This window comes from Rubritalea marina DSM 17716, from assembly GCF_000378105.1.
GTDB lineage: Bacteria > Verrucomicrobiota > Verrucomicrobiia > Verrucomicrobiales > Akkermansiaceae > Rubritalea > Rubritalea marina.
Genome location: NZ_KB899260.1, coordinates 61,079 through 82,938 on the forward strand (window position 1 = coordinate 61,079; position 21,860 = coordinate 82,938).

The 21,860-nt window shown below is 47.3% G+C and carries 21 protein-coding genes and 2 tRNA genes; 15 read left to right on the forward strand and 8 right to left on the reverse strand.

From position 1 onward, the window contains the following. Positions 1-8 precede the first annotated feature (8 nt). The 3 genes from F454_RS0111050 to F454_RS15880 all read right to left on the reverse strand — a co-directional run bounded on the left by F454_RS0111050 (position 9) and on the right by F454_RS15880 (position 3,714). Positions 9-1,958 carry a hypothetical protein gene (locus F454_RS0111050; protein ID WP_018970724.1) on the reverse strand — a complete coding sequence of 650 codons (1,950 nt, stop codon included), beginning with the start codon at positions 1,956-1,958 and terminating at the stop codon, positions 9-11. 88 nt (positions 1,959-2,046) lie between these two features. Beyond that, positions 2,047-2,421, reverse strand: a complete 375-nt coding sequence (locus F454_RS14970; protein WP_018970725.1) for a type II secretion system protein — start codon at positions 2,419-2,421, stop codon at positions 2,047-2,049. Between the two features lie 42 nt (positions 2,422-2,463). Beyond that, positions 2,464-3,714, reverse strand: coding sequence for a type IV pilus twitching motility protein PilT (locus F454_RS15880; RefSeq protein WP_018970726.1), 1,251 nt, complete (start codon positions 3,712-3,714; stop codon positions 2,464-2,466). A gap of 258 nt (positions 3,715-3,972) precedes the next feature. Between F454_RS15880 and F454_RS0111065 the strand changes: the two genes are divergently transcribed. Genes F454_RS0111065 through F454_RS0111075 form a run of 3 tightly spaced genes read left to right on the forward strand, consistent with a single transcriptional unit; the run spans position 3,973 to position 6,205 of the window. Further along, positions 3,973-4,623 (forward strand): ATP-binding cassette domain-containing protein, encoded by a 651-nt coding sequence (locus F454_RS0111065; RefSeq protein WP_018970727.1) that lies wholly within the window; start codon positions 3,973-3,975, stop codon positions 4,621-4,623. A gap of 3 nt (positions 4,624-4,626) precedes the next feature. Beyond that, on the forward strand, positions 4,627-5,394 hold the full coding sequence (locus F454_RS0111070) for a hypothetical protein (RefSeq protein ID WP_018970728.1): 768 nt from the start codon (positions 4,627-4,629) through the stop codon (positions 5,392-5,394). 4 nt (positions 5,395-5,398) lie between these two features. Then, positions 5,399-6,205, forward strand: coding sequence for a hypothetical protein (locus F454_RS0111075; RefSeq protein WP_018970729.1), 807 nt, complete (start codon positions 5,399-5,401; stop codon positions 6,203-6,205). A gap of 97 nt (positions 6,206-6,302) precedes the next feature. Here the strand turns inward: F454_RS0111075 and F454_RS0111080 are convergent, their stop codons facing one another. After that, positions 6,303-6,722, reverse strand: a complete 420-nt coding sequence (locus F454_RS0111080) for a nucleoside-diphosphate kinase (RefSeq protein ID WP_018970730.1) — start codon at positions 6,720-6,722, stop codon at positions 6,303-6,305. Between the two features lie 146 nt (positions 6,723-6,868). On the opposite strand from F454_RS0111080, the gene rpsO reads away from it, so the two are divergent. Both rpsO and F454_RS0111090 read left to right on the forward strand, forming a co-directional pair. Then, positions 6,869-7,126, forward strand: coding sequence for a 30S ribosomal protein S15 (rpsO, locus tag F454_RS0111085; RefSeq protein WP_018970731.1), 258 nt, complete (start codon positions 6,869-6,871; stop codon positions 7,124-7,126). 258 nt (positions 7,127-7,384) lie between these two features. After that, positions 7,385-9,532, forward strand: a complete 2,148-nt coding sequence (locus F454_RS0111090; RefSeq protein WP_026292858.1) for a polyribonucleotide nucleotidyltransferase — start codon at positions 7,385-7,387, stop codon at positions 9,530-9,532. Between the two features lie 68 nt (positions 9,533-9,600). Here F454_RS0111090 and F454_RS16710 read toward each other — a convergent pair whose 3' ends face one another. Continuing rightward, positions 9,601-9,732 carry a hypothetical protein gene (locus F454_RS16710; RefSeq protein WP_018970733.1) on the reverse strand — a complete coding sequence of 44 codons (132 nt, stop codon included), beginning with the start codon at positions 9,730-9,732 and terminating at the stop codon, positions 9,601-9,603. A 172-nt stretch (positions 9,733-9,904) separates the two neighbouring features. Between F454_RS16710 and F454_RS0111100 the strand changes: the two genes are divergently transcribed. The 4 genes from F454_RS0111100 to F454_RS0111115 all read left to right on the forward strand — a co-directional run bounded on the left by F454_RS0111100 (position 9,905) and on the right by F454_RS0111115 (position 11,828). Next, positions 9,905-9,979: transfer RNA gene (locus F454_RS0111100), tRNA-Gly, on the forward strand. 46 nt (positions 9,980-10,025) lie between these two features. Continuing rightward, positions 10,026-10,100: transfer RNA gene (locus F454_RS0111105), tRNA-Gly, on the forward strand. A 118-nt stretch (positions 10,101-10,218) separates the two neighbouring features. After that, entirely contained in the window at positions 10,219-10,947 is a 729-nt protein-coding gene (locus tag F454_RS14980; RefSeq protein WP_018970734.1) for a M14 family metallopeptidase, read from the forward strand. 98 nt (positions 10,948-11,045) lie between these two features. Then, the gene (locus F454_RS0111115) at positions 11,046-11,828 is read left to right on the forward strand and encodes a DUF4339 domain-containing protein (protein ID WP_018970735.1); all 783 of its coding nucleotides are present in this window, start codon (positions 11,046-11,048) and stop codon (positions 11,826-11,828) included. Between the two features lie 16 nt (positions 11,829-11,844). Here the strand turns inward: F454_RS0111115 and F454_RS0111120 are convergent, their stop codons facing one another. Then, the gene (locus tag F454_RS0111120; protein ID WP_018970736.1) at positions 11,845-12,642 is read right to left on the reverse strand and encodes a TIGR00282 family metallophosphoesterase; all 798 of its coding nucleotides are present in this window, start codon (positions 12,640-12,642) and stop codon (positions 11,845-11,847) included. A gap of 80 nt (positions 12,643-12,722) precedes the next feature. Here F454_RS0111120 and F454_RS0111125 point away from each other — a divergent pair, with 80 nt between their 5' ends. From F454_RS0111125 to F454_RS0111145, 5 genes are all read left to right on the forward strand, one after another. Next, positions 12,723-14,255, forward strand: a complete 1,533-nt coding sequence (locus tag F454_RS0111125) for an N-acetylmuramoyl-L-alanine amidase (RefSeq protein ID WP_169334384.1) — start codon at positions 12,723-12,725, stop codon at positions 14,253-14,255. A 5-nt stretch (positions 14,256-14,260) separates the two neighbouring features. After that, a complete protein-coding gene (locus tag F454_RS0111130; protein ID WP_276200365.1) occupies positions 14,261-15,079 on the forward strand; it encodes an NAD-dependent epimerase/dehydratase family protein in 819 nt (272 codons plus the stop codon). 44 nt (positions 15,080-15,123) lie between these two features. Continuing rightward, entirely contained in the window at positions 15,124-16,014 is an 891-nt protein-coding gene (locus F454_RS0111135) for a 1,4-dihydroxy-2-naphthoyl-CoA synthase (protein ID WP_018970739.1), read from the forward strand. Positions 16,015-16,153: 139 nt separating this feature from the next. Then, entirely contained in the window at positions 16,154-16,930 is a 777-nt protein-coding gene (locus F454_RS0111140) for a ParA family protein (protein WP_083912991.1), read from the forward strand. 25 nt (positions 16,931-16,955) lie between these two features. Further along, a complete protein-coding gene (locus tag F454_RS0111145) occupies positions 16,956-17,471 on the forward strand; it encodes a hypothetical protein (protein ID WP_018970741.1) in 516 nt (171 codons plus the stop codon). A 76-nt stretch (positions 17,472-17,547) separates the two neighbouring features. Here the strand turns inward: F454_RS0111145 and F454_RS0111150 are convergent, their stop codons facing one another. Both F454_RS0111150 and F454_RS0111155 read right to left on the reverse strand, forming a co-directional pair. After that, positions 17,548-18,186 (reverse strand): NAD(P)H-dependent oxidoreductase, encoded by a 639-nt coding sequence (locus F454_RS0111150; RefSeq protein ID WP_018970742.1) that lies wholly within the window; start codon positions 18,184-18,186, stop codon positions 17,548-17,550. A gap of 2 nt (positions 18,187-18,188) precedes the next feature. Next, entirely contained in the window at positions 18,189-20,489 is a 2,301-nt protein-coding gene (locus tag F454_RS0111155; protein ID WP_018970743.1) for an LPS-assembly protein LptD, read from the reverse strand. Between the two features lie 101 nt (positions 20,490-20,590). Between F454_RS0111155 and F454_RS0111160 the strand changes: the two genes are divergently transcribed. Next, positions 20,591-21,472 (forward strand): TIGR01777 family oxidoreductase, encoded by an 882-nt coding sequence (locus F454_RS0111160; RefSeq protein WP_026292859.1) that lies wholly within the window; start codon positions 20,591-20,593, stop codon positions 21,470-21,472. Positions 21,473-21,860 lie beyond the last annotated feature (388 nt).

Consider the following 21,860-nt stretch of genomic DNA (forward strand, 5'->3'; position numbering starts at 1 on the left):
TGTGATCCTTATTTAGAAATCAAGGCCAGAGGGTCCTCGTCTGAGATAGTTTGGTATACTGTCATCGTGAATTCATAGAGATGAGCTCCTTGTACATTTTTAAGCTTTCGAGCATTACGTGATAATTTGATGCGTATATCAGAGCGAGGAGTTCGAGATCTATAAGATTCTATGTCGAATGAAGGATCGTGTGTTCCTTCGAACGTGTGCTGGAAAACTTTTGAAATTCCTGCGGTGCTGTTCAGCTTGTCCAGATATTCTCGGGCTGCTGAGCTAGCAGAGCCTGTAATTGTCCATTGTCTTTTGATCGGTTGGATGTTGTTGATCGCGCTGTTTGTGTCGATGGAAGTTGTGAAGTTGACGCTATCAATTTTGATCGAGTTAACATCAGGGAATAGACGAGTAATCAATTCCATGGTGCTCCATGCTCGCGCTCTGTCAGAGAGTTTATTGTCTAGATAGTGGTACTTTTGGATGTCTTTCTTTAGGCTAGTGAGTAAGAAATTAGGGTTGGTGGATTGATAGTTCCATGCTGGGTCTTGAGTCGCTTTGAATATGCTAATGCTACTACTAATTAGGGTCATCGCAATGATGACTGCTGCAGCAATTTTAATATACTTGCTCCATAGAAGCAGCTTCATCTCTAGTTGTTGCGGAATAGGTGCTTGTTCGTCTTCTGAGGGGGGGAGGAAATCTTGAAGTGGCCACATTTCCTCCACAAGTGTGCTAAATGTATAATTGTTGGCTAGTTCGGACCCTGAAGAAGAAGGGGGTGTGGTAGTGGATATCACCTCGAGTCGTACCTGCGAGAGCATGGCTACAGCTTCCATGTCACTGAGTTTCCATGGGCGAGTAACTCCTGGGATGGCTGTGTCATCAGCATTGCCATTTGAGTTGAGAGGGTCAGACGTGAGTTCTGTTTGGGCGGTTAGGTCTGACCATTTCCAGGGGCGTGTTACACCTAGATCGCTTTGCTTGTTCGCTGCACTCGGGGCAGTAGGAATGTGAAGGGCTGAGCTTGTGGGGCTTAAGGTGGAGACTTCAGAGCCTTGGAGCATGCTAGACAGTGAGTCGCTCATGCCCATTGGGGTGGCGCCTGCCATCGGAATAATATAGACATTGGGGGATGTGATCTCCATGGAAGCCGCTGCAGACATAATCGCGCTTGCTGTCTGGGGGGAGAAAGGAAGTCCACTGTGGTGTTGGAGAGTTCGAATAAGGACGAGATCGCCATTGTTATTGAAGAAACCTAATACAGTAAATCTTGGGTAATGATATACAGTAATAAAGCCATTATCCGGTTTTTCCTTAAGAAGCCATGGAAGCGCAGCTATGGCGCAAAGTGGGGCGCTTATTGCGCGAGTCCGGATTGGAATGTTATTATCATTTCCCCAACCTCTGAATTGCTTCATGAGAGCTTCGTGGCGACGAGTGAAGGCTATCGCTGTTGCAAAATTTTGATCACTGTTTGCCCCTGGGTAGGGAAAGAGGCGCCATGCATGAGATTCATTCGAGACAGTTTGGTCTTCGAGAATAGAGGCTGGATTTTCTTTGATGAGCTTTCTAAGTTCATCGATCGCCCTAGGGTTCTGATGTTCAGGGCCTAGCTCGCAAGTGGAGAATTCATCAGCAATGTATAGAACGACCCCTAGGCCAGGACGTTTTGATTCAGTAAAGTATTCCGTGCGAATGCCCTCAAGTACTGGGATGAGTAGGCTTGTGTCTTCCTCCATCTCTGGAGAAATATTTGGTCCTTTTGCCCATTCGTTCGTTTCTACGTTTCGGATATAGGAGATCGCTCCAGTGTCACTTCCAACAAAGATATGTAGCTGAATGTTCACTGCCAGCGCATCACTATACCAAAAGGGGTTGGTGCGGCGACTGGTGTTCTTGGCAAGCAGTTTTGCTTGCTTGTAGCGGCTAATAAAATTAAGCTGATCTGGAGGTGTTAGGTCCATCTTCGTTGTGTTTTGGGCCAAGTGAAATGTAAAAATCCCTCCACCTAAGTGCTATAGGGGAGGGATTTGAGTGATTAGAGAATGCTTTTTACCATGCTGTCTTGTCGCCTGCTGCTGCATTGTGGGCCGCGCCGTCTGTGGCGTCTGCGCAGCCAACGATTTCACCTGTGAGTGTGTATGCTGTCTGAGTAGATGGGCAAACTGGGATGGCTGTCATTGCGCCAGCAGTAACTGCTTCTGCGAGTGTTGGTGATGTGTCAGATGAGAGGTTTTGGTAACTGCGAAAAGCTTTCTGTGTGGATGACTGGTTGACCACACAGGCTGCTTGATCAGCATTGGTTTTGTAGTAGGAGGCCCCAACGAATAGTACTGAGATGAGTACGAGGAGGATGGCGATAACAACTGTCAATTCGATAAGTGTTACACCTTGGCGGTTCTTAATGGAGTATGTATTTTTTTTCATTATTTTATGTATTATGTTTGTGTTTATGGGGGGGGAGAATGCCTAGTCGTCGGATTTGGCGAGTTTAGCATTCTCAAAGGTTTCTTGGTCAATTAAGCCGTTTTGGTGTAGCCTGAGGAGATTGTTGTCCCATTGGATATTACCAGATCTGCGGATAGCATCTTCCAGAGCACTGACACCTCTATCATAAGCTGCAACAGCTGCGCCAACAGAATCGTCATTATTGTTTAGAAATTCGTAATTCAAAACTCTGCCGTGAATCCCATTTAGCAGACCTTGAGAGTGGATGAAGATCATGATTTCGCCAAGCCTGTTCAAGATGGAAGCGTGTTTCTCTTTCGGGTACATCTCCAAAATACGGCCCATAGTCTTGACCGCTCCAGTGGTGTGGAGGGTTGACAGCACGAGGTGGCCGGTTTGTGCTGCTTCTAGGCAGGTATCCATAGCCTCGCGGTCACGAATCTCCCCTAGGAGGATGATGTGAGGCGCTTTACGGAGAACGTCTTTGAGGCCTTGGCGGTATGAGGAAACATCGCGTCCTACTTCTTGTTGAGTGACAATGGAAGGTGCCAGCGTGCGCATGCCTGGTACATCTGGGTCATCCATGTCATGTGGGTAACGGTATTCTACAGGGTCTTCGATTGTTACGATGTGTTTTGGGTGGTGGCGTCGTGCCCAATTAATCAGTGATGCAAGGGTCGTGGATTTTCCTGAACCAGTTGGTCCAGTTACTAGACATAGACCAGCTCTTTTGAGGACGCCTGAACGAAGCGATCGTATTGTGTCTGGCTGGATGCCTAGCGATTCTAGCTCGGGGATTTCGTCATTTAAAATTCGACACGTGATTCCCAAGCCGGGGGCACTTAAATGGGCTTGTATACGAAGACGGCCCGAAATTTCTCCATTCGTTCCGTATTGAATGCCATTGCATGCAAAGTCGTCTACTTTTGTGGCCTTGAAGTTTTCAATAGCTTCCTCAATGTGGTTGGTGCTGCTTTTATGATTGTTAAAGTCATGTGAGTCATCCTCCTTGTTGTTGAGGAGAGCTACGTAAATTTTGTACATGGAGTTGGAGGGGATCACTCCAAGGTATGCTAGAGATTCCATCCCTTGGTGGGTCTCAATGTACATGGGTTGATTCGCACGCAGCTGGATATCCGATACTCCCTTTTCAGCACATGTTTGGAAGATGAGCTTGAGGAATTGTTCCCCACTCAATGAATCCGAAAAGGCCTGGGAGCCTAATTCGTTTGGAAGTGGTGGTGGTGAAGGTATGTTTACAGCGGCATCCATTGATCTCTTTTATTGTGGCAATTGGGGGGACGCTTAAAGCGCATATTGTCCTACTAAAATGGGTTTGTGAAGAAGAAAATTGTGAAGGGTTTAGTTATTTTGAAATTGTGTGTAATACAACTAGTTAAAATATTTATCCAAATGTGGCAATGGGAAAATAGATGGAACCTTTGGGTGGTGTGGCGATATTCGAGCTTGATCAATGAAGTTAGCTAATTTTCTCTTGAGGTAATGTAGAGGATTGGGTAGATCAGAATTATGGCAACGGAGAACTATATATTGATGAATCAGGGTTTTTCTATAGGGTATAACCACCCTTTGGCTGAAGTGGGGGCTCCAGTTGCGCTTGGTGATGGAACACATTATTTATTGGCCAGAAACGGTAGGGGTAAAACAACCTTGTTGAGGACATTAGCGGGGGTTTTGAAGTCTTTATCAGGTCAGTTCAAAATTGATGGGTGTCTGCAGTTTGTGCCTGAGGATATTGAATTCAATGATCACTTAAATTCGAAAGTGCTGTTCAAAGCCTTATTGCCGAAGGATAGGTTCGATGCATGTGTTGGTTTTGCTGATAGTATCGAGTTGGACTTAAATATGAGCTATCGAAGTCTCTCAACGGGTAATAAAAGGAAAGTAAGTTGGTTGCTTGCTGAGTTCTCAGTTGTCGAGGGGCAGAATAATATAGTTTTGTTAGATGAGCCATTCACTGGACTCGATTCCTACACCAGAGAGAAGATCATGGAGTATTGGGGGGAGAATTCGGATGGAATTTGCCGGCTTGTTAGTTGCCACCCGGATTTTGATAGTATGTGTATCGGTAGTGCTGTGCTTATTTCAGAGGGGCAATTGAGTCATTCAGCTTCTCAGGAGTTGGCTTCATGGGGCGAATTAAAAAAGCAATTGGTATAGAAGATGAAGAGTATATTTAAATTGTCTTGGGTGTCCTTAGTGTATGAGAAGCTCGTTTTTCTTGTGGTGTTACTTGCTGTATGCTTGCCGTTTGTAATGGCTGAGTTGACGCACTACCAGGTCGATAACGCTATACTGGAGCCAGCAAGGGCTCAGGTTGCATGGCAGTTTGCTTGGTTGGCTTCGTTTCTGTGGCTAACTTACGAGGCTGCAAAGCTGGGAAGTGGGCATGTGATGCGAGGTATGGGGGTTTACTTTAAGAGTAAGGGGGTTCATCAAGGTGAGCAATTGTGTGCATTATGGTTGGCTCCATTTATTATTTGCGTCGTGCTCGCAATGTGTGCTTTTGCAGTATCTTTGTTAGGAGCCATTCCTAGTGATGTTCAAGAAGCTAGGCACTGGAAATTACTAGGGGTGCAGCACCTAGCATTCATTATCGTTGTGGTGTCGCCTTTGTTGATGTTGGCTGTATCTCTAGGAAGTCGGTTTGGTTTGACTGTAGGCTATGTTTTCACGGCGGCTCTTAGCTTTGTTGGGTTCTACGGAGTGAGTATCATAGAGACTATTGTGCGATTTAATGATTCGTTCTCATTAGATTTGCTCTACGTCATACTTCCTCATTATTACCTTGGAGATCTAACGCATCGATTCATACACAAGCAGGGGGCTCTCAGTTTGGAGGAGTTTTTTGTGGTGTTTGAATATCTCTCTGGGTGGGCAATTGTTGTCTCAATGGTGGCTACAGTATTATTCAACTATAAAAAGAGGTAGCGAGATGAACCTACTTATTAAAATTGTGTTATCAGTGCTCGGTGTGTTTCTGATTGTGGATGGGTATGCTAGGTTGCCTCATAAAGGTGGGCAGCCTTTTAACCCGGTTGAGTTAAAGGGGAGTGCTTATGGAGCAATTATTGGAATGGCGCTGCAGGAGCCTATTGGGGTAATACATCATGGTGGGCAATCTCATGACCATATGGCTGGCGGAGGGCGAATGGAAGGTAAGTCTTTCTTAGTGAGGTCAAAAATTCATATGCTCCAGATGGAGAACAGGGTGAGGCAGCACAATGGTCCTTATTATGGTGGAAGGGCTGTACGTGATTACGAAGATCAAAAAGTTCGTAAAATTACAGAGTTAGCATACGAAATGGATCCCAAGAACTATGGGAATTTTATTAATTTGAGTCACTTTTATATGACCTCGCCTATGATTGAGGGGGATAAGGCACAGGCGGTGTATGATTTGGCGGAACGAACAATTAGTGAGTGCCAAAAGTTTCCAAACCTACCAGAAGCTCAATTGACTTTAGCCGTAGCGACCGAATTAATACTCATCTTGCGCAGTAATGGTGTCGCTCATGAAGATTATGATTCATTGGAAGAATATTATGAGAGGTATGCGAAGGCTGTGGCCTCTTATAAAGAGTGTATGAAGCGTGTGATTGAAGATGGTAGGATTGATTACATTGGGGTCAATCGACTTGAAGAAATTAAGAAGCGTGAAACCTTGTTTGACTATACCTTGAAGGGATATGCTCGTTTAATTTCAGAGTCGACGGCGCAACGGCGTGGAAATGAACAGTAGAGTTGAGTATGATTTTGATCTAAAAAGTAATTATAATAAAAAAGCGCGTGATGAAGCATCACGCGCTTTTTTGTAAATTGAAGTTCTCTCAGTTGTCTTAGAAGAGTTCGCCTGGAGAGAAGAAGCGTTTGAGTTCAGCTTCTGCGGTTTCTGGGCTATCGGATGCGTGGCAGACGTTGACCATGGAGTTTTCTCCGAAGTCGCCGCGGAGTGTGCCTTTTGGAGCTGCGGTGGAGTCTGTTGGTCCGAGGTGGTCACGCACGCGGGTGATAGCGTTTTCGCCTTCTAACGCGAGAGCGATTACTGGAGTCTTCTGCATGAATTCAAGGATTTCTGGGAAGAACGGGCGATCTGCGATGTGCGCGTAGTGTTCGGTGAGGAGAGCCTCGGTGAGTTCCATCATCTTGATGCCTTTGATGCTAAGGTCGAGAGCAAGAAAGCGCTCGAGCACGGTGCCGGAAAGGTTTTTTTCGATGGTATCGGGCTTGAAGAGGATAAGCGTTGTTTCTTTAGACATGATGTTGGGGTATCTGATCTGTGCGATGCCTGCAAGGGTAATTCTAATAATCTCCTTGCATTCTTTGGATTATGCTCTTATGTAGCGCAGTCCCGAGTAGGGAGGTCTGGTTCATGAAGGACTGGTCCTGAACACAATTATTCAAAATGAGCGATATTACTATCAACCCGAAAGACTACCAACTTCACGAAGGTGACACAGGTAGTGCCGATTATCAAATTGCACTTCTTACTGTGCGCATTCTTCATCTCACCGATCACATGAATGCAAACAAGAAGGACGTCTCTAGCCGTCGCGGTCTTCTCCGTCTCGTGTCACGCCGTCGCAAGCTTCTTGATTACCTCAAGGCAAACTCAGAAGAGCGTTACCAGAAGGCCATTAAAGGTCTTGGTCTTCGCCGCTAAGTTACTTTTCGAAGGTCACGGTTCACTCCGTGGCCTTCTTCATATCTAGGACCAATCTAGGATTTAAAAATTGAGAATTAGTAGTGCTTCCATAGATGTGCTGCTAATTTTTAGTTTTTAGCTTCTAGCTAAAATAGAGGGAAGAATGACGGCACGTCATCTGAGTTCTTTCCTGAGTATGGCGGAAGGTCCGCTGTGGCTCGAAGACAATATAATTGGAGGCCAACGAAGTGCTGCCAATGTGACGAAAGAAGAAATATGAATATACATAAAGTGACGAGCCAGGTCGGCTCAAACCCTATCAGTTTTGAAACTGGTAAAATGGCAAAGCTCGCAGATGGTGCTGTTGTCGTAACTTCAGGTGAAACTACAGTTCTTGTGACTGCTTGTTCCCTTACTAAAATCAAGCCAGGACAGTCCTGGTTCCCGCTCTCTGTAGAATACAAGGAGAGAGCATTCGCCGCTGGTGTTTTCCCAGGTGGCTACTTCAAGCGTGAAGGTCGTCCGACTGAGAAAGAGATTCTCACTTGTCGTATGACTGACCGTCCGCTTCGTCCGCTTTTCCCTAAAGGTTACCTTTACGAGACTCAGATCGTAGCACTCATGCTTTCCGCTGATGGCATCAACGACGCTGACATTCTTTCCATGAATGGTGCTTCTGCAGCACTCGTGGTATCTGACATTCCATTCGCTCGCCCAGTGGGTGCAGTCCGCGTGGGCCGTGTTGAAGGTGAGTTTGTGGTGAACCCAACATTCGAACAACGCGAAGAGTCAGATCTTGACCTTGTTTATGTAGGTGACAAAGAAAACGTGATCATGATCGAAGGTGGTGCTGACCAGATTCCTGAAGAGGAATTCATTAAAGCACTGCGTTTTGCTCAAGAGAATGTTCAGAAGCTTGTCGCTGCTCAAGAAGAGCTCAAGGCTCTTGCTGGTAAAGAGACTCGTGAGTACTCCGTTTCTGTAGCTGAGCAAGATCTTCTCGACATCGCTTACGAAGTTGCTGGTGATCGCATCGAAGGTGCTATCTACGCGGCTTCTAAAGTGGAGCGTGCTAAGAAAGTTGGCGCACTTCGCGACGAAGTAGAAGCTGCTATCATGGAGCGTTTCCCAGAGACAACTGACTTCCAGATCGAGCAAGCATTCGAATTCCTTCAGAAGAAGGCATTCCGTATCTCCATCATGGAGAAGGGTGTGCGTGCAGACGGCCGTAAGCCAGCTGACCTCCGTCCGCTTTTCGCTGAAGAAGGTCTCCTTCCAAAGGTTCACGGTTCTGCTCTCTTTGCTCGTGGTGAAACACAAGCACTCGCAGTTTCCACTCTTGCTCCAGCAGATGAGCGCCAGTACTTCGATAACTACGCAGGCGGCGAAGACAGCAAGCGTTTCATCCTTCACTACAGCTTCCCTCCATTCTCTGTTGGTGAAGCAGGTCGCTTCGGCGGTCTCAATCGTCGTGAAATCGGTCACGGTAACCTCGCTGAGCGTTCTATCGCACCAGTGATTCCTGACGAAGAAGATTTCCCATACGCAGTGCGTACGGTTTCCGAAGTTCTTGAGTCCAATGGTTCATCCTCCATGGCGACCGTTTGTGCGGGTACTATGTCCCTTCTTGGTGCCGGTGTTCCACTTAAGGCTCCAGTTTCTGGTATCTCTGTCGGTCTTGTGACTGAGTTTGATGACGCAGGCAACATGGTGAAGTACGAGCGACTTCTCGACATCATCGGTTCTGAAGATTTCTACGGCGACATGGACTTCAAACTCTGTGGTACTCCTGACGGTGTGACTTCCTACCAGCTTGACCTCAAGCTCGACGGTATCCCACTCAGCATTCTCGAAGAAGCAATCTACCAAGCGAAGGACGGCCGCGCGCTCGTTCTCGACAAGATGCTCTCCGTGATCAGCGAGACTGCAACCATCTCTGAGAATGCTCCACGCATCGAGTCTGTGAAGATCAATCCAGACAAGATCGGTATGCTCATCGGCCCTGGTGGCAAGAACATCAAGGCAATCCAGGCTGAGTCTGGTGCTGACCTCAATATCGAAGATGATGGCACTGTGCACATCTACGCATCTAAGAATGAGTCACTCGAGCGTGCTAAGGAGATGATCAACCAGATGTTTGCTGAAGTAGAAGTCGGTAAGGTCTACGATGGTAAGATCGTTTCTTGCACTAAGTTTGGAGCATTCGTTGAAGTTCTTCCTGGTAAGGATGGACTCATCCACATCTCTGAGCTTGCTGAAGGTCGCGTAGAGAAGACTGAAGATGTTGTGAATGTTGGCGATCAAGTGAAAGCCAAGTGTATCGGCATTGACGACAAAGGTCGTGTGAAGATGTCTATTCGTGCAGCGCTTCGCGAAGCTAAGAAGGCTGAAGCGGCTCCTGCCGAAGAAGCTGCTGCTGAATAAAGTAGCTTAGGGTTTCAACTCTATTAAAATCACAAAGCCACCTTGCGAAGAGCAGGGTGGCTTTTTTGTTATTGATCCTTTGATTCGGCATTTTCCTCAATCACTGAAGTGTCAGCATTGACGAGGTAATTGTAGCCAATCGTTAATCCAAGGGCTCCTAGGATACCCAATGAAAGGAAAAAGAAGAGGCAGGATTTCATGGGGCGTAGAATAGCTGTTGGGTGGTGCTTCGTCTAGCATTGATCTGCTAGTAAAGTAGTGTTTTGCTAAGTGTCTGGAAATGGGCGGGTTCTATCTTTCGTTAAAAAAAGGTTCTAAAAAAGTCTTGCGTAGAAATCCTGATTGTGTAGAAAGCGCCCGCGCAAGTCATTTGCGGGTGTAGCTCAGTGGTAGAGCGCAACCTTGCCAAGGTTGATGTCGTGAGTTCGAATCTCATCACCCGCTCCATTTGCCTTCGGGTAATGATGGGATTTGCTAGAAATATTCTGATCATGCGGGTGTAGCTCAGTGGTAGAGCGCAACCTTGCCAAGGTTGATGTCGTGAGTTCGAATCTCATCACCCGCTCCATCAGATCTGTTTGCAACGACGCGAGTCCCTAGAGGCTCGCTTTTTTGTGCCCAGACCGAGCTTTCAATGTTGCGAATTCTGGGTTGCCTTGTGCCTCTGGTGAGCCTAGCTTGCGCTCATGGAAGTGGTCTCGTTGATTCAGCAATTCGATCAAGTGATGCAAGCAGAAGGTGCGGAGCAAGTGTTGCTTGCAGAAGTACAAGGTCTTCCGGTGTATGCCTACGAGCTCGTTCGTGAGGGCGCTGAGCGCACCTGCTATTTGTCAGCTGGGATGCATGGCGATGAGCCTGCGAGTCCACGGGCACTGCTATATTTACTTCGATCCGGAGTGTTGGGGAGGGATGTCAACTGGCTGATTTGCCCTATCTTGAACCCTACTGGGGTGGCAGCTGGTACTCGTGAGAATTTCCAAGGGGTGGACATGAACCGCGATTATTTGCATCAACGGACCTCTGAAGCTAAAGCTCATGCTGCCTGGCTAGATGAAAAAGAAATCGACCTGATGGTATCACTTCATGAGGATTGGGAGAGTTCTGGGTTTTACTTTTACGAGATCAATCAAAGTGAGGATGATCCCTCAAGGTACTTACGGATTAAGCGAGCTGTGGAGGCAGTGATGCCAATGGAGCCGATGGATGACATTGATGGGCATCCGGTCAGGGAGTTAGGGTGGATTTATCACGGCATAGAAGCAGATGAACCGAAGCTCTGGCCTGAGGCGATTTATGTGGCTGAAGGTGGCTGTCCGCTCTCGTTTACCCTGGAGTCGCCAAGTTCATTGCCCATAGAGGAACGTGTGGCGGCCCACAGTGCTGCGCTGAAAGAGATACTTAGCTTGTGCCTCTAGTCGGGCTTCATGCGCTTTTTGAGTTGCTAAGCACCTCAAGATGATCCACTTTTTGAACTGACTCAGAAATTCCCACCCGGCAATAGATTGGAGTAAACATGGCTGCACCTACAAAGCGAGAGTGGTATTATTTGGCTCAAGAGCAACGACATGGCCCCTTGGCGATCGAAGAGATTTCCAAGAAGGTTATGGCTCGTGAGATCTTCCCTGAAGACTGCCACGTTTGGCGCCAAGGGATGAAAGACTGGGAGATCATGGAGCAATCCAAGGCCTTTCTCCCCGTGGTGAAGCAATTGCATGAACGCGAGGCTGCTACAGATGCCAGAGCGAGAGAGGCTGCTGCTTCGACTAACTGGGACAATACGATGGATGCTGAGGGTGTCACGCGAGGCGTGTTCCATTTCTATATGTACGTGGGGTGGCTGCTCCCGATGGTGCTCACTGTGGCATTGCTTACCGAGTTGCAAGTGTATGGTGGGAAAGAAGTCAATAAGTGGATGAAGCCACAGGTCTTTAGCATTATTCCCTTCATCATTACCTTACTACTATTTTTGAAGGTTTCCGGGCAGCGTCTGCTTAATGCTGGATATAGTAAGAAAAAAAGCCTCACCTTGCTTATTCCAGTCTACAATATTTGGCCCATGATCCTGTGCTATTTTGCCCCGAGTCATTTTGTGACACGTAAGAAATTTGACTTTGGAGCCTTCTGGATGCTGGTTATTTTGGGACTCTACTCTGCGGGTGTGGCTATGTTTCTTGTGCCGCGTGTCGGAGTCGAAGCCATTTCACCCCTAGGGGTGGGTCCTGCGGTGGAGAAAATCTATAAAGAAAAAACTAATTACCTTGGGCGCAAGCCGGTTGATGCAAAGAAGGAAAAGTAGGGTGCCTAGCCTGCGCCTACATTTCGCTTGGCTCTAGCAGGCGATTGTAGCGTTCGATATTCTTCGCTTTGCCTGTCATAGGGTCTATTTCAGCAATGATGCCGCAAAGCCTTACTGGCCCTTTTGCCACGGGAAAGCGCGTGGGCAATGAGGATTTAAAGCGGTAAACGATACTGTCGACATTACGTCCAAGTACTGAAATTTCAGGGCCGCACATGCCAGCATCAGTGATGTGTGCAGTGCCTTCGGGCAGGATGCGCTCATCAGCAGTCTGGACATGGGTGTGTGTGCCGACGACGACAGAGGCTTTGCCATCGAGATGGAAGCCCATCGCAATTTTTTCGCTCGTTGTCTCCGCGTGGAAATCGAGGAAGATCATTTGAACTCCATCAGCCTTGAGCTGCACAACGCGTTCTTCGAGCATTAAAAATGGATTTTCAAGAGCTTGCCCCATAAAGGTGCGGCCTTGTGCATTGAGAACTGCGATTTTCCCAGATTCTGTATCGATAATGATTTCACCGCTTCCTGGCACATTTTCTGGATAATTGAGTGGTCGTAAGATTCTAGGTTCGTTTTCCAAGTGGTCTGCGAGCTCGCGTTGGTCCCATACGTGGTCACCAGTGGTGATTACTTGGGCTCCAGCCTTGAAAAGATCATTGGCAATGGCAGGTGTGATTCCGCGCCCGCTTGCGGAGTTTTCACCATTTAGGATGGTAAAGTCGATGCGGTGTTCCTCCTTGATTTGAGGCAGGAACTTGATTACAGATTTTCTACCTGGTTCGCCGACGATGTCTCCTAGAAATAGAATGCGCATGAGTGCGTGATTGATAGCGGATCCCCTCGGGAAAGGCAATCATTGTATAATCTCCCAACTTCCTACAGTATTACATGAATATGAACCGCAAGAAGATCGCCTTTGAATCGGCGCTGATAGTTTTAGCTTTGGTCGCGGCCTTCTTGGTGCAGTTGGTTATATCCCACACTCGACCTCCAAAAATGCCGGATTTCGACCGTGAAGATGAGCTGGCGGAGAAGCAGGTCGTCACGACGACGGCTCCTATTCCAAAAGAGGAGAGTTGGAACACACAACAAGTCGCCGAGGTGAGCAACATACCAGCTATATTCAATCCACATGTTTCGAGTTTGGGGATTGAGCCGGACTGGACATCACTGGACGTCTACCAAGAAAAGATTACCAAAAAGGCATTTCGTGAGATGCTGACTAAGGTGTACGTGAAGGGTGAATTTTGGCGGCGTTGGTTCTATTTCTCAGACAAACACGTCGACATATTAACTTCTGCTGGGGATCTTTCTCAAAGCTATCGCTTACATTTTAAAATAGATGACGGAGTGAGCTCGATGGATACTGCGCCACGTTATTGGCGCTCGAAAGAACAGCTAAATGAGCTCGGTGACTTAGATAGTGATCTTCAGCCTCTGAAGGGGATTCGTATAGTTATAGACCCCGGTCACATCGGTGGAGCCTATGCGCAAATGGAGGAGAGAAATTTCATCCTTTCAGAGGAGTTCCCTCCGGTGCAGGAGGGGAATATGACGATGATTGTTGCGGAGATGCTACAGCGACAGCTAGAGACTTTGGGAGCAAAGGTCTCATTGACGAGAGTTTCTAACGCTCCGGTCAACCCCAACGAGGTCGAAGATTACCTCCCGTATGCTCAATCAAAGTTGGAGCAAAATGGAGCGATTCGTAGTCAGATGACTGTGACTAAAGAGGCAGAGCGCCTATTTTACCGAAACGGAGAAATCAGGGCGCGTGCCGATGAGGTGAATCGTGTGATGAAGCCAGATGTTGTGCTTTGCGTGCATTTTAATGCTTCTGCCCAGCCAGATCCCGATACTCCAATATTAGAAGATAATGAGCATTTTCATGTCCTAGTGAATGGAGCCTACACGGAGTCGGAGCTAGCGCACGACGATGAACGCTATCAGTGCGTGTTAAGAATCCTGCAGGAGATCCATACCGAAGAATTGAGGCTGGCTAAGCATTTGGTTGATAGCTTCGTCGAGGAAACTCAACTTCCAGCTTACGAATACAATTATAATTCTAAGCGTGCCGTGAACCTAGGCGATAGTCCCTTCATTTGGGGGCGTAATTTACTAGCGAATAGAATATTCACCTGCCCAGTGATTTTCTTGGAACCCTACTTGATGAATGGTGCGGATTCATTTTATCGGATGCAAGCAGGAGGTTACCAAGGCCTGCGTTTTGTGAATGGTAAATTACGTCCATCGATTTATAAGGAGTACACGGATGCTGTTGTGAAGGGGTTAGTTTCTTACTACACCATAGAAGATGACTCAGTTGTTGAAGTTATTGAATCTGCTCAGGGCTTGGATGCCGAGCTGCGTTCGGCTGAGGTGGAGCAGGTGGAAGCAAATCACAGTCCTGAGGAGGAAGTGCAGTGAAACACGTGTTGGTAGCTGGTCATGGGTTTGTGGGAAAAGAAATAGCAAAGCTATTTCGAGCGAGAGGTTGGCAAGTGAGCACTCTCAGTAGGGGCGGAGATAGCGACTATCAGGCGGACTTAACAGATCTAGCATCGCTTCAAAGCCTGGCGCGTCAATTGGCTGGTGTCGACGTGCTGGTGCATTGTGCTAGTGCCGGCGGCAGTGGGGATTACCGCGGTGTCTACTATCATGGTGTGAAGAATTTGATCTCGGCATTTCCTAGTGTGAAGCCATATTTCACATCTAGCACTTCAGTGTACCCGCAGGTTGATGGTTCTGAAGTAACGGAGATATCCAGCACCGAGCAGGAGCGAGAAGGCGGCCGTATTCTGGTTGAATCAGAGCAATTAGTGCTGGGTGCTGGGGGGGTGGTCTTGCGCTTAGCTGGCTTGTATGGGGAGGGGCGTTCCTTCTTATTGAGACGCTTTTTTAGTGGAGATTCTAAAATTGAAGAAGCGGGAGACCGCTTGATGAACCACACCCATCATGAAGATGCTGCTGATGCAATGTGGTTTATAGAAAACCGATGCCCTAGTGTTTCTAGTGAGATTTACAACGTTTGTGATTCATCGCCAATTAGCCAATTAGCAACCTATCAGCATCTTTGCGCAATATTTCAAAAACCACTGCCAGCATCGGGGCCAAGGCCTGAGTTCTCAAAGCGAGGGTGGTCGAATAAAGCTGTTTCAAATAAGAAGCTACGTTCTCTGGGGTGGGAGCCTCTGCACCCGAGCTTTGTGGAAGCAGCCCCGGCAGTGGCGATAAGTCTAGGACTAATCTGAAAATAGCACTCGCTAGAATCAGTGGCCTGTTGTTAAGTGGGCTCATGATTTCAGAGATTTTTCAGGTGGAGGACTGGAAGGCTGTTCCAGGCTTTGAGTTTGAGGATATAACTTACCACGAGGCTGTGGTAGGGGGGACTGTTCGAATCGCATTCAACCGCCCAGAGTGTCGCAACGCGTTTCGCCCACAGACGGTTGATGAGCTCCACCAAGCTCTAGAGCACGCACGTATCAACACGTCTATCGGTGTGGTTATTCTGACGGGTAATGGACCGAGCCCGAAGGATGGAGGCTGGGCGTTTTGTTCCGGTGGTGACCAACGCGTGAGAGGTAAGGATGGTTACAAATACGTCGGTACGGATGATGCAACAGGAGGTGATCATGGACGTCTTCACATTCTAGAGGTACAGCGTTTGATCCGCTTTATGCCCAAAGTGGTGATGGCCGTAGTGCCTGGATATGCTGTTGGTGGTGGGCATTCGCTTCATGTGGTTTGCGATCTCACTCTGGCGTCCAAAGAACACGCTGTATTCCAACAGAAGGATGCTGATGTAGCGAGCTTTGACGCTGGCTATGGTTCCGCGTATTTGGCTAAGCAAGTTGGCCAAAAACGGGCACGTGAAGTGTTCTTTTTGGGTCTGCGCTACACGGCGCAAGATGCATATGAAATGGGCATGGTGAATAAGGTGGTGCCTCATCTGGATCTTGAAAAGAAAGCGCTGGAATGGGCTTGTATCATCAATGAGAAGTCTCCCACTGCTCAGAAGATGCTCAAGTATGCCTTCAACCTGACGGATGACGGTCTGGTAGGGCAGCAAATATTCGCTGGAGAGACGACGCGTTTGGCCTATGGAACCGATGAAGCAGCTGAAGGGCGTGAGGCCTTTGTTGAGAAGAGAAAGGCTGACTTCTCTAAGTTTTCGCGACAGTATTAATTCTTCTCATTAATCCATTCTAAATAAGTCGCTGATAGTAAGAAAAAAGGCTTTTTATCAAACCTGATCTTGTTATATCTCGCTCGAGCTATGGCCTTTCAGGAAGGTGAGTAGCGCAATGTGATATCGTTATAAAAGGATGACTAGCATCGTAGTATCAAGCCAGAAGGGCGGAGTCGGAAAGACTACTGTATCCGTGAATTTAGCATTCGCATTCGCTAGAGCCGGCGTGAAGGTTTTATTGGTAGATGCAGACCCGCAAGGCTCTGTAGGTCTCTCACTCACGAGGCAATCTAGGGTCCTACCTGGTTTTTTTGATAAACTGGATGATACGAGTCTTCGTTTGAGCTCTTTGGTTGTTCCCACGCGACTTGAAACCTTTTCCATGGTTCCAGCTGGGCAGGGAGAAGGCTATGAGCTCGGAAATGATACTCATGAAAGTGTGGCTAAGAAGGTGCAAGCGTTCCTCAATGAAGCGGAAAGTGAAGGCTACGAGCTCTGCCTGATTGACAGCGCAGCTGGACTCTTTGGGGTCACGCGTGATTTGTTACTATCTGCTGACGCGGTATTGGTGCCACAACAAGCCGAGCCTCTCGGGATACGCTCCATCCCTAAAATGTTGAAAGGGCTGAAATCCTTGAGAAATTCGAATGAAAAGCTTACAATACTTGGGGTTTTACTGACAATGGTGCAGCGAGACCTTCCTGAAAGTGCTGAAGTCGCCGATGGTATTCGCGATTTGCTTCCTGAAGCGCTAGTCATGCGCGAAGAAATTCCACGTAGTGACTTATTTTTAAAAGCGAGTGGCAAAGGGGTGCCAGTGGGCGTGATGCCTGAAGCTGAGTCCCTACTAGAGAATTTTGAGAAGCTTAGAGTTGAAATCGACGCAAAATTGAGCGTATCTTTCGAAAATTAACCCCTAGCTTCGATAAGCAATTTATATGGAATCCATTAATGCATGGCTCGATGTTGATGAGCTAAATAAGCTGGCAAATGCCTTGATGCAGCCAGTGAACTCAACAGATCAAACGGCTGCCACTCCGGCCGATAATCCAGCCAGAGAGCGAGCTAGTAAGCTTTTAGCTGATGCAAAAGCGAGTGCTTCGAAAGTCGGACTGATCGAGCTTTCAGCAGATAAGATGCATGATCTGGCTGCTTGGCTCCAACAAAATGGTGATAGAGCAACTGGTCTCTGTGTCATCGACTCCGCATCAGAAGTGGTGTACGAATCTATTCCTGACACCTCGTGGAAAGCTTGGATTAGCCAGATTGCGCTGAGCCATGTGGATTCCGAACAAAGCGTGCGTTATAAAACGGCACAGAATGGATACATGCAGGTGCTCCGCTTTGCTGAAGAAGCTTCCTACGTGCAGGTTGGTCTTTTGACGAACGATTTGTTTTCGCCATCCGAGATAGAGGAGTTTAGGTCGCTGATTGAGGCACTGAGGGCGGCTTAAAATTGCCCAGAGCAATTTAAAAAGCCGTTGAGCTGAGTACTCAACGGCTTTTTCATGAAGTAAAAGCGATGCTCGATTATTGGTAGCTAACAAGGGTTTCAACGCTGTAGCGTACTTTGGGGAGCTCAGCATATTTGTCATCAGCTGAGCGATACCCTACAGGGCATGCCAGCGTGGTTGTGTAACCAGAATCCTCTAGCCCAAGAAGCCGATCGTAATCCTTAGGGCTAATCCCTTCCATTGGGCACGCATCAATGCCCAAGACGGCCGCCGTGGTCATTACTTGGCCAAGGGCGATATAGACTTGATTTTTTGCCCAGGCGCTTAGTTGCTCTTCGTCCATTCTTGCGATGAATCCAGCCATCAAATCACGGTATTCTGTTATATCGCTTAAATCGATTCCTCGAGACTCTGCGATTGATTTACTGAATGCGTCTACGTCTGATTCTTTGATTGCGGTATATGCCGCTAGTACAATGAGCTTGTCGCAGTTCACCACTTGAGTTTGGTTCCATGAGAATGGTAGAAGACTTTGTTTGAGTTCGAGGCTTTCTACTACGATAAATTTCCACGGTTGAAGTCCGAACGATGAGGGAGTGAGTACCAGAGATTGAACAAGTTTATCCAAATCTTCTGAAGAGATTTTTTTATTCTGGTCGAATGCTTTGGTCGCATACCTCCAGTGGAGGGCATCTAAAATTTCTTGTTGTGGCATGATTATTGGCTTCCGATACTGAGTGGTAGTTGTGCTGATGGGAGAGCGTTGAGTGTGATACTTAAGAGGGCTCCGTATTCTTTGTTGAGTCGGTTGTCACGTTGGAAAAAGCTGAACCCACCGGTCCAACTCTCGAAGTTTCGGAACAGGGAGTATTCCTGTCGTTCCAGAGTGTTGTCTGTGAATTGCATTTGTTGGTAGGTGCCTACGGTCCATTTTGAGGTGAGGCGAATGTAGGCGCGTACGTGTGCTAAGTTGCTGTTCGCGATCGTTGGGTGGTCTTTAAGAAAGCTATGGCCAAGCTCCAGCTCGACGTTGTCGTGTGGCCAAAATAGCGCGTAGGTGGACAGTTCTGTGAAACCATCATTGGTGATAGGTATTTGTGAGTTTAGGTTCAAGCTAGCCCACGGCACCGGCTCCCACCTCAGGTCATTGTATAAGTTTGAGAACGTACGACTGAATTCAGGGTCATTGAGGAAGGTGTCGATGTAGCTGTCAAGAGTTAGCCAAGAGTGACTCCGGCTATCGCGTTTGGTGAGTAGTTGGTTTCTTGCTCCTAAGCGTACGATGCTCCAGTTGCGGTAATCGTCTATGGCTGAGTACCTGCCTACGTCGTATGGGCGTGGTCGTTCGGTGGCTGTCAATCGGTCAATCTTCACTTGATTGTCGTCGAGCTCTTTGGTCGCAAGTACCGAAAGATTGGCATAGGGGTGGATGACATGAAGCAGTTGATCCAAGCCGAACGAGTGGTTCTGCACGCTGTGATACGTTCGCGTGAATTTCATCCCCGTATCAATTCCTAGATAGCCGTGAGGGCTTGAATATGAGTCTTTGTTATCACCCGAGTCCCAATATTGCGTGAAACCTCCTCCCATGCGAGGGGTAATACTAAATCCATTTGCTAGAGAAATCGGACGTGTGAGTTCTTGGTATGTATGGAATCGACCAAATTGGTTTCTGCCGAGTCGGCGTTCAATTTCACTCTGTCTTTCAGTGTCGGTATCAGGTGCGTTGAGTTCCTCCCGGAGTAGTCCAGCTTCTCGATCAGCTAATTCTTCTTTGTAATAACCAATAGAGGTCGAACCTTCATGTAAGATGCCGGTGTTGAGAATCGGTCGTTTCGCAAGGTCCCAATAGGCTTCAGGTAAACGTGAGTCTGATTGGTAGAAGGTGTTCACTCTTAATCGAGTGAATAAACCAGCTTGTGAGGTGTCGGATTTCCATTGATAGCCAAGAAGGTTTTCAGGCTCAGGATTGTATGTGTAATTGTCTTCTTCAAAGTCTTCTAAGAAGTAATCATCACTTAGAAAGGTGAAATTGGCATCCAGGATGTGTTTGCTCTCTGGAGTATGCGCCCAATCGAAGCGTTGCTTTAATTCGATTTTGTAGCGGTGTTTGGAGATGTCTTCTCGCGGTGCCGAGGTCCGACTGATACTGGGGTCTCTATCAGGAGCATAATAGGTTTTGAGCCATCCGTAGTTAGGATTGTTATCTTGTCTTGTGTCGAATAGGTCGAGGCCAACTCCGAGGCCCCTTTTCGCTCTCAAATCAAATTTCCATTGAGCGAGTAGCCACTGATCTTCGTTTAGACCATTGTCGACATTTTCCTCGCCACCCAGCATCATCCCATAGGTGTTCAATAGAAATAAGCCCCAGTTTGACTTAGTGCCAGGTACAAATTGATACCCGAGTCTGGGGTCCATTGATTGTGATAAATACGGTAGCCAGAAGAAAGGTGTATCACCAGCATACATCGTCACGCCCTTCATCGTGATTTTGTCAGATGGGTAAATGGTTGCGGTATTTGCTTTGATTTTGTAGTTGGGTCTTGCTCTGTCGTGAGTGGTGATCGTCGCGTTTTTTCCGATATATACTGATTTATTGTCGCTTTTGACCGTTTTCAGTTCTTCGGAGTCAATTAAGAGGGGGTCGATGCTTGATTGAAGGTTTTGCGTATTCAGTTTTTCCTCGCCATAGTCGTAGCTGGCCTTTTCTCCACGATGTAGAATGGAGTTTTGATAGATATTTACGTCACCTGTGAAGTGGATGATCTCATTTTGTGTGTCCATCAACGCTTTGTTAGCGAAGATTTGCACACCCGTATCGGTATAAATTTGCACACCATTAAGGTAGCGGACAAAGCCAGTCTCTTGGTTGTATTCAGCCCCCTGGTCAGAGCGGATTTGAAGGTTCTTAGGCATTTCTGGCACGATGTTAAAATTGAGTCCAGAGTTGCGGGGCGTCTGTGCAAATATGGTGCTAACCAAGGAGAACAGATAAATCCCAGTAAAGAGTCGCTTCATGGGGGGTATTAAGTAATTCCAGATTGCTAGAGTAAAGATGAAAGGTCGGAAATAATTGTGTGGTTGACCTAGGGGAGAGCTGTGGGAAATTAGTATATAAGATGAAAAAGTTAGGAGTTGTTGGGGCAAATGGTTATATTGGAGAGGCTGTAGCCAAGTATTTTGGGTCGCTAGGTTATGAGGTACTTCATATAGCAAGGGCTAAGCCATCAGGGGCTAGTGGCCAATGGGCTAGACTTAGTCGAGAGTCTATTAATGGTTTGGATGTGCTGGTCAACGTGGCGGGTGCTCCTATTGATAAGCGCTGGACTCAAGATTATAAGAAACTCATGCAACAGAGCCGTACAGGGCTCACAACGCAAATTCATCAGTGGATCTCCGATTTAGAGATCGTAGATAGGCCGAAAATTTGGATCAATGTCTCAGCTGTTGGTATTTATGGTGACCAGGGGAAGTTGGAGATTACGGAGGATAGTGCCTATGCGGAAGGATTCTTGGCTGACCTATGTAAGCATTGGGAAGATGCAGCACTAAGAGAGCCCATAGAAGGGTGTCGGATAGTGGTTCCTCGTATTGGAGTCGTTCTGTCAAAGGAGGCAAAGGCCTGGAAGAGGATTCAACGTATCTTTAAATTAGGCCTAGGGGGAAGGTTAGCTTCAGGAAAACAATGGTTCCCCTGGCTAGCTCTCGATGATTTGTTAGCTGCGTTTGAGTTTGTGATAGACCATCGGGAGTTAAGGGGCGCCTTTAACTTAGTTTCTCACCCATCTGTCACGAATAGTGAATTCACCCAGGTGCTTAGTCGTGTTTTACAGCGCCCAGCTCTGCTTCCAGCGCCGAAGCTTGCGATGCAGCTCCTTTTAGGAGATTTTGCTGATGTCGCGTTGGCTAGTCAGCGAGTGGTACCTCAAAAACTCATCGATGCTGGTTTTGAGTTTCGTTTTGATGGGCTTGAGGAATTCATTCAACATATCGAGAGTTAATGAAACACCCAAAGTGAATTTATTGAAAATGCAGTGGTTTATGGACGGGCTTCAATAAAAAGTGAAAAAAGGTGCCGAAATGACTTGCGTGACTCTGAGTAATATGTAGATTGCGCCCCGCCTCACCCGCCAAGGGGAGCGCAGGAGAAACTCGCTAAGTTGATCCGGAGCACGGCTCCGCAAGTTACCAAGTTTCCCTGAATCGAGATCTTTAACACATCATGGCTTGCTTAGAATGCAGAGTTTGACTCTGGAAGGTTTAAGTAAGTGGAAGAGGAAAGACTGAATTGTGCGCTGCGGTTCTAGAGATAGAGACGCAGGCAAGATTGAAGATCTTAAACGGGTTTTCAATCGCACTTGTCAATTTAGTATAAACGCAAAATTTATA

What these genes read in the sequence shown, in the direction of transcription:
- F454_RS0111050 (WP_018970724.1), bottom strand. Translation starts at nt 1,958, where the DNA reads ATGGACCTAACACCTCCAGATCAGCTTAATTTTATTAGCCGCTACAAG.
- F454_RS14970 (WP_018970725.1), bottom strand. Translation starts at nt 2,421, where the DNA reads ATGAAAAAAAATACATACTCCATTAAGAACCGCCAAGGTGTAACACTT.
- F454_RS15880 (WP_018970726.1), bottom strand. Translation starts at nt 3,714, where the DNA reads ATGGATGCCGCTGTAAACATACCTTCACCACCACCACTTCCAAACGAA.
- F454_RS0111065 (WP_018970727.1), top strand. Translation starts at nt 3,973, where the DNA reads ATGGCAACGGAGAACTATATATTGATGAATCAGGGTTTTTCTATAGGG.
- F454_RS0111070 (WP_018970728.1), top strand. Translation starts at nt 4,627, where the DNA reads ATGAAGAGTATATTTAAATTGTCTTGGGTGTCCTTAGTGTATGAGAAG.
- F454_RS0111075 (WP_018970729.1), top strand. Translation starts at nt 5,399, where the DNA reads ATGAACCTACTTATTAAAATTGTGTTATCAGTGCTCGGTGTGTTTCTG.
- F454_RS0111080 (WP_018970730.1), bottom strand. Translation starts at nt 6,722, where the DNA reads ATGTCTAAAGAAACAACGCTTATCCTCTTCAAGCCCGATACCATCGAA.
- rpsO (WP_018970731.1), top strand. Translation starts at nt 6,869, where the DNA reads ATGAGCGATATTACTATCAACCCGAAAGACTACCAACTTCACGAAGGT.
- F454_RS0111090 (WP_026292858.1), top strand. Translation starts at nt 7,385, where the DNA reads ATGAATATACATAAAGTGACGAGCCAGGTCGGCTCAAACCCTATCAGT.
- F454_RS16710 (WP_018970733.1), bottom strand. Translation starts at nt 9,732, where the DNA reads ATGAAATCCTGCCTCTTCTTTTTCCTTTCATTGGGTATCCTAGGAGCC.
- F454_RS14980 (WP_018970734.1), top strand. Translation starts at nt 10,219, where the DNA reads ATGGAAGTGGTCTCGTTGATTCAGCAATTCGATCAAGTGATGCAAGCA.
- F454_RS0111115 (WP_018970735.1), top strand. Translation starts at nt 11,046, where the DNA reads ATGGCTGCACCTACAAAGCGAGAGTGGTATTATTTGGCTCAAGAGCAA.
- F454_RS0111120 (WP_018970736.1), bottom strand. Translation starts at nt 12,642, where the DNA reads ATGCGCATTCTATTTCTAGGAGACATCGTCGGCGAACCAGGTAGAAAA.
- F454_RS0111125 (WP_169334384.1), top strand. Translation starts at nt 12,723, where the DNA reads ATGAACCGCAAGAAGATCGCCTTTGAATCGGCGCTGATAGTTTTAGCT.
- F454_RS0111135 (WP_018970739.1), top strand. Translation starts at nt 15,124, where the DNA reads ATGATTTCAGAGATTTTTCAGGTGGAGGACTGGAAGGCTGTTCCAGGC.
- F454_RS0111140 (WP_083912991.1), top strand. Translation starts at nt 16,154, where the DNA reads ATGACTAGCATCGTAGTATCAAGCCAGAAGGGCGGAGTCGGAAAGACT.
- F454_RS0111145 (WP_018970741.1), top strand. Translation starts at nt 16,956, where the DNA reads ATGGAATCCATTAATGCATGGCTCGATGTTGATGAGCTAAATAAGCTG.
- F454_RS0111150 (WP_018970742.1), bottom strand. Translation starts at nt 18,186, where the DNA reads ATGCCACAACAAGAAATTTTAGATGCCCTCCACTGGAGGTATGCGACC.
- F454_RS0111155 (WP_018970743.1), bottom strand. Translation starts at nt 20,489, where the DNA reads ATGAAGCGACTCTTTACTGGGATTTATCTGTTCTCCTTGGTTAGCACC.
- F454_RS0111160 (WP_026292859.1), top strand. Translation starts at nt 20,591, where the DNA reads ATGAAAAAGTTAGGAGTTGTTGGGGCAAATGGTTATATTGGAGAGGCT.